The organism is Nocardioides panacihumi, from assembly GCF_039530925.1.
GTDB lineage: Bacteria > Actinomycetota > Actinomycetes > Propionibacteriales > Nocardioidaceae > Nocardioides > Nocardioides panacihumi.
Genome location: NZ_BAAAPB010000003.1, coordinates 175479 through 181478, shown reverse-complemented (window position 1 = coordinate 181478; position 6000 = coordinate 175479). Strand labels below are relative to the sequence as shown.

At 69.8% G+C, this 6000-nt stretch carries 7 protein-coding genes; 5 read left to right on the top strand and 2 right to left on the bottom strand.

Going from position 1 to position 6000, the window contains the following annotated elements:
- Nucleotides 1-50: 50 nt before the first annotated feature.
- Nucleotides 51-266 (bottom strand): amphi-Trp domain-containing protein, encoded by a 216-nt coding sequence (locus tag ABD205_RS15485; RefSeq protein ID WP_344046253.1) that lies wholly within the window; start codon nucleotides 264-266, stop codon nucleotides 51-53.
- 201 nt (nucleotides 267-467) lie between these two features.
- Between ABD205_RS15485 and ABD205_RS15480 the strand changes: the two genes are divergently transcribed.
- The 3 genes from ABD205_RS15480 to ppk2 all read left to right on the top strand — a co-directional run bounded on the left by ABD205_RS15480 (nucleotide 468) and on the right by ppk2 (nucleotide 2785).
- Nucleotides 468-1061, top strand: coding sequence for a cation efflux transmembrane domain-containing protein (locus tag ABD205_RS15480; RefSeq protein WP_344046251.1), 594 nt, complete (start codon nucleotides 468-470; stop codon nucleotides 1059-1061).
- 143 nt (nucleotides 1062-1204) lie between these two features.
- On the top strand, nucleotides 1205-1669 hold the full coding sequence (locus tag ABD205_RS15475; protein ID WP_344046249.1) for a MarR family winged helix-turn-helix transcriptional regulator: 465 nt from the start codon (nucleotides 1205-1207) through the stop codon (nucleotides 1667-1669).
- A gap of 264 nt (nucleotides 1670-1933) precedes the next feature.
- Nucleotides 1934-2785 carry a polyphosphate kinase 2 gene (ppk2, locus tag ABD205_RS15470; RefSeq protein WP_344046248.1) on the top strand — a complete coding sequence of 284 codons (852 nt, stop codon included), beginning with the start codon at nucleotides 1934-1936 and terminating at the stop codon, nucleotides 2783-2785.
- Nucleotides 2786-2886: 101 nt separating this feature from the next.
- On the opposite strand, the gene ABD205_RS15465 is transcribed toward ppk2, so the two are convergent.
- Nucleotides 2887-3372 carry an Hsp20/alpha crystallin family protein gene (locus ABD205_RS15465; RefSeq protein WP_344046247.1) on the bottom strand — a complete coding sequence of 162 codons (486 nt, stop codon included), beginning with the start codon at nucleotides 3370-3372 and terminating at the stop codon, nucleotides 2887-2889.
- A gap of 443 nt (nucleotides 3373-3815) precedes the next feature.
- On the opposite strand from ABD205_RS15465, the gene ABD205_RS15460 reads away from it, so the two are divergent.
- Both ABD205_RS15460 and ABD205_RS15455 read left to right on the top strand, forming a co-directional pair.
- Nucleotides 3816-4955: a carboxylate-amine ligase gene (locus ABD205_RS15460; RefSeq protein WP_344046245.1), complete on the top strand. Its 1140-nt coding sequence runs from the start codon at nucleotides 3816-3818 to the stop codon at nucleotides 4953-4955.
- A 291-nt stretch (nucleotides 4956-5246) separates the two neighbouring features.
- The gene (locus tag ABD205_RS15455; protein ID WP_344046243.1) at nucleotides 5247-5948 is read left to right on the top strand and encodes a methyltransferase; all 702 of its coding nucleotides are present in this window, start codon (nucleotides 5247-5249) and stop codon (nucleotides 5946-5948) included.
- The last annotated feature ends 52 nt before the right edge of the window (nucleotides 5949-6000 follow it).

Below are 6000 nucleotides of genomic sequence, written 5' to 3'. Positions count from 1 at the left end.
TCCTGGCGAAGGGTGAGCGCGACCGCGGGCGCGAGAGGGCCCGCAGAGTCTCACCAGGTGAGCTCGATCTCCAGCTCGCTCTCGTCGCCGATCTCGACCTCGACCTTGAGGTCGACCTCGTCCGGCACCTGGACCGTGATGCGTTTGCCGGCGCGCTCGAACTCGACCGAGTTGCTCCGCGCGAGCGCGTCAGCGAGGTCACGCAGCCGAGCGGCGGCGTCCTCACGACGAAGGCGCTGTGTGTCGTCGATGGCGAACAGGTCCATGTCAGCTGCTCCTTGATCGTCGGCGGTCGACGCAGATGACTCCGACGGCGTCGTTGCCTCGCATGTCGGTTCAAGATAGGACGCACTCTCCGGCCCTTCCTCACCCTGTCCGGGCGAAGGGAGGACGGCACGCCTGAGTGCCTCGACCACCCACGGGTGGCCGCGACACTCGAGGCTCGGACGATCCCAGCAGGAGCAGACATGAGCAACGCCACCGCCCGCGACGATCGGCTTCTGCGCCGGGGCCGGCTCCTCGAAGGAGCCACGCTGGGCTGGAACGTCGTCGGGATCGTCGTCCTGGCGGTCGCCGCGATCCGTGCCCACTCGGTCGCCCTCGCCGGGTTCGGGCTCGACTCCTTGATCGAGATCGGCGCGAGCACGGTCGTCCTCTGGGAGCTGTCGGGTTCGGGGGTCGACCGGCAGCGGCGCGCACTTCGACTCATCGCCGCCGCGTTCCTCGCCCTCGCCGCCTACCTGACGATCCAGACCGTTCTCGTCCTCGTGACCGGCCATCACCCGCAGCACAGTCCGCTCGGGATCGCGTGGACCGCCGTCACCGCTCTCGCCATGTTCGGCCTGGCGTACGGCAAGCACCGCGTCGGCACGGCACTGCGCAACCCGGTGCTCACGACCGAGGCCCGGGTCACGGTCATCGACGGCCTCCTTGCGGCAGCAGTCCTGGTCGGGCTGCTGCTCAACGCGGCCCTCGGCTGGTGGTGGGCCGACCCGGTGTCAGGGCTCGTCATCGTCTACTACGCCGTGCGGGAGGCCCGCACCATCTACGCCCAGGACTGACGACACTCAGCGGGCACGTCACCTGAACCTCGCTCCACTCTTCGTTGCGAGCAGGCAATCAATGCGCTCCCGCAAACCGATCTCGATGGCGCACCTGGCCTATCGTGAGTGATCCATCGAACGTCGGACCGAGGGAGAGCGCGATGAGCGTCGCGAGGGAGCAGACGGCCGACGCCTTCATCACGGCCAGTCGCGCCCTCGTCGGGATGGCGATCCGCTCGATCGACTCCGTCGGCGAGACGGTCACCGTCGCCCAGCACCGCGTGCTCGTCGTCCTCGCGGCCAGAGGCCCGCAGACGATCGGCGACGTCGCGTCCGAGCTCGCCGTGAACCCGTCGAACGCGACGCGCCACTGCGAGCGGCTCAGTCGGCTCGGCCTGGTGACGAAGCAGCGCTCGGCGCTCGACGCGCGGATCGTCGAGGTGTCCCTCAGCCGTCAGGGCAAGCGGCTGCTCGACACCGTGACCGACGCTCGCCGTCGCGAGGTCCTCGCCGTGCTCGACCGGATGGAGCCGGCGGAGGCGGCTGCCGCGATCCAGGCGCTGGCGGCATTCAGCGACACGGCTCGCGAGGTGCACGACGCCGACTGGGTCACGACTCCCTGGTGACGGCTCGACCGTTCCGTGCGCCGTCGCATCTATTGCGGCACGCCAACATCCTCGGGTGTCCCAACCACCCAGTGCCGGCCGAGGCGCTCGAGGCCGGGACGGGGCGAAGGTCCCGATCGGCGCGGCACCATGACCCTGTCATCGCCTCGCAGCCCCTGCGCAGCATCGGGCCATGATGCTGACCACCGCCGGGCTCGTTGCCGACGCGATCAGCCGGGATGTCTCGCACCTTGGAAGCGAGGGGTGTTACTGATGAGCCGGGACATGCACGTTCCTGAAGGGGCCGACGAGCCGATCGGTCCGGAGCCCGCGGTGCGAGACCCCGCGGCGTACGCGCGGTCGGGCAAGCTGCGCACCGCGATCTACGAGCACGAGGTCGCTCGGCTGCACGAGCAGCTGGCTCGCTTGCAGTACTGGATCCAGTCCCAGGGCCTGAGGGTGGCGGTGGTCTTCGAGGGTCGCGGTACGGCGGGCAAGGGGGGCGCGATCCGTACGATCACCGAGCAGCTGAACCCTCGCGCGGTCCGGGTGGCCGCACTGCCCAAGCCGAGCGAGCGGGAGCGGACGCAGTGGTACTTCCAGCGCTACGTCGAGCATCTGCCGGCGGCCGGCGAGATGGTGCTGTTCGACCGCAGCTGGTACAACCGCTCGAACGTCGAGTGGGTGATGGGCTTCTGCACACCTGCGGAGCACGAGGAGTTCCTCCGCAGCTGCCCGGAGTTCGAGCGGATGCTGGTGCGTTCAGGGATCGTGCTCCTCAAGTACTGGTTCTCGGTGTCCTACCGCGAGCAGCATCGGCGCCTGCTGGCGCGAAACAGGGAGCCGATCAAGCGTTGGAAGCTCTCCGACATGGACGTCGCCGAGCACGAGCTCTACGTCCGCTACTCCATGGCCAAGGACATCACGTTCCAGCACACCGACATCAAGCAGGCGCCCTGGTACGTCGTGCCCTCGGATGACAAGAAGGCGGCCCGGCTCAACTGCATCGAGCACCTGCTCTCGCAGTTCGACTACGCCGACGTGGTCCCCCCGGTGGTCCACCTACCCCAGATGCGGGAGATCGCCTACGTGCGGCCGCCCATCCACGAGCAGACGTTCGTTCCGCAGCTCTACTGAGCAGCACGACCGGCCGGGTGAGTGTCTCACCCGGCCCGGTCGTGCTTCTCGACCGTCGGCCGCGGCTCAGGGCACCGTGCGAGTGCCCTCGCCGGCGTGAGTCAGGCCCGGCTGACCGCAACCTTGTGCGGCTCCTTGGCCTCGGGGCCAGGAGGGTGGGGGACGCGGACCTCGAGGATCCCGTCACGGTAGGTCGCCCGTACGTCCTTCTCCGACACCCCGTTCGGCAGGCGGAGACTTCGCACGAAGCTGCCGTAGCGGAACTCGCTGTGGTAGCCGTCGGGGCGCTCGTCCTCGGATCGCTCCTCGCGGGACGCGCTGATCCGTAGCAGGTCGTCCTCGACGCTGATGTCGATGTCCTTGGGCGGGTCGAGGCCGGGCAGCTCGGCCCGGACCACGGTCTCGTCGCCGTCGGTGAAGGTCTCGATCCGCATCCAACGGCTGCCCCCGTCGAAGGGCCACTCGAAGGGGCTCTCCCCTGTCAGCAGACCGCGCAGCCGGTCAGCGGTGAAGGAGTCGAAGAGCTCGAGTCCCCACGGCCGCTCGAGGGTTCGCGGAAGGCTTCGCTCCCGCTTGGTGATGGTCATCTCATGTCTCCTCTCGTGACGAACCGACACTCCGGGTTGTCCTGCACGCAACCACCGCCACAGGGCCGTTCGTCCCTCCGGGCGCGTGACCTTGTGCCGGTGGCCGCCGCCTGACTCCGGACTGGCGGGCGGCGAAGGTCTGCAAGCCGTTTGACACGGCATGGGAGCCGTGGCGGACGCGGACTGGTCGGCCGCGGTTGCCGCCCATCTTCCCGCTCGGGCCTTCGTCGCCCACTTCTGATTCAACGCCGTCGACGGGCGGACGGGCAGGGTCGTTCGACCCAGGTCGGACGAGAACAGGTGCCTGGCCGAGCAGGGGCGTTCGGCCCTGTCCGAAGCCGAGTTCCGGAGCGAGGCTTGGTCGCAGAGAGCAGCACCGACGGAGTGATGGCGAGCGACAGGGCCACCGTCACCCCGGGCGGCGACAGTCAGGCAGGTGTGCGATGAGCCAGTTGCGGTCACTGGCATCCCCGGTGCCGGCGTTCGAGGTGGGCGGCGACTTCTCGCTGGGTGCCGAGGAGGAGCTCATGCTCCTGGACCGAGACGGCTGCCTGACCGAGGCTGGCCCGGCCCTGACACAGCTGACGCCGTGGCCCGATCCGAGCGGACGGTTCTCACCCGAGGTCTTCACGTGCGAGATCGAGTACGGGACGTCGGTGGCCGCTACCGCGGGCGAGCTGGTGGGGCACCTCGGACGCGGCCGAGGCCGGATCATCGCCGCGGGCCACCGACCGCTGGCGCTGGGTCTGCATCCGCTCGCCGAGCTCGGAGAGGTCCGGTTCGTCCACACCCATCGGTACGACGCGATCTCGACCGAGCTGGCTGGACTCATGCGGACACCGACCGCGGCTTACCAGGTGCATGTCGGCATGCCGGACCCGGCGGCGATGGTGAGCGCGTTCCGCGCGCTTCGCAACCGCCTCTGCCTGTTCCGGGCCCTCGCAGCCGGATCGCCGTTCTGGTACGGGCGCGATTCGGGGCTGGCCTCCGCGCGCGCAGCCATCATGTGGTCGTATCCACGGGTGGGGGTGCCCCCGGTGTTCCACAGCTTCGACGAATACGCGGACGCCGCATGCCAGCAGATCACCGCTGCCGGCGTACCCGACTACACCTACCTGTGGTGGGATCTGCGGCCACAACCACGGCTGGGCACCATCGAGATCCGGGTGATGGACTCGGTGCCCTCACTCGAGCTGGCCGCCGGACTGGCCGCTCTCGCCCAGGGGCTCGCACGAGACGCCGTCGAGCGCCCCTCCTCCGTCGACCTTCCCGAGGCAGTGCTCCGCGAGAACGACTTCCGGGCCGTGCGCTACGGCCTCGAGGCGCGGGTCACGGACCTGGACGGATGCGAGCGACCGATCCGCGCGATCGCGCAGGACGCCGTCGCTCAGGCCCGTCTCACGCTCGGTCCCGATGGTGCAGCAGACCCTCTCGACTGCGTCTCCGCTGCCCTCGCAGGCGAGTCGGAATGTGCGCGGCAACGGAGGTTGGCGAGCCGGTGCGGCCTCGACGCTCTCCTGCGCGACCTGTCGCGCAGGACCGCGTCGTCGCTCGAACGCATGCCGGAGGCACTGCTCGCCTGAGGTGGCACGGACCACCACGTCGACGAGAGTTCACCCCCACGGGTGAGTGCAGGCGAGCGTCGAGACAGGTAGACAGGTTGCTGCCCGGCCGAACCCGGGGCGCATGGGCGACGACTCACGCAGGGTCACCCGCGTCCCGGGGCCGGGTCCAGGGCCTGGACCGGCCCGTGCAGGCCGTGCCGGGCGACGGCGGTGGCGACCGGGCAGCACCTCTCGAAAGCGCCATCCAGACGTCCACAGCGTCGACATGCACGGACCTGCGAACGGATAACGGGCGGCGTGCGGCAGACGATGAAGTTCGGGACACTCGACATCTCCTACGACGAGCGGGTCCTGCGGCCCCGGCCCTGGACGGAGCAGCAGGCCCATTGGGCTGCCCAGCTGCTCACCGACCCAGCGCCCGCGGGACCGGTTCTCGAGCTGTGCGCCGGCGCCGGACAGATCGGGTTGCTCACCATCAGCCTCCAACCACGCCCGCTCGTCTGCGTCGACCGTTCCCCGATGGCCTGCGGCTTCGCCCGCTCGAACGCCGCGGCAGCCGGCCTCGGGAGCCTCGTGGACGTGCGGGAGGCGAGCTTGGAGTCGGCACTGGCACCCGGCGAGCGGTTCGCCCTCGTCATCGCCGACCCGCCCTGGGTGCCCAGCGATCGGACCGGCGCCTTCCCCGAGGATCCTCTGGAGGCCATCGACGGCGGCCTCGACGGTCTCGACGTCGCACGCGCCTGCCTGCGCACGGCGATCCCACACCTGCTGCCGGGAGCCGCTGTCCTGCTGCAGCTCGGTGCGGAGGACCAAGCCGCCGCGCTCGCCGAGGAGTTCGACGAGCTGGTCGTACGCGAGACCCGCCGATGCGAAGGCGGCGTGCTCGTCCACCTGACGCTGCCCTCGCCGCGTTCTCGGCCTCTCGAAGCGGGTACCGCCACCCATGACCACCTCGCCCCGTCTCGTGGAAGCGGCGGACGTCCCCGAGACCCTGCCGCGCGCCCACGGTGACTCCGCCGGATTCCACGACTGCCGAGACGTATGGCACTCCTGGAACGAGGAG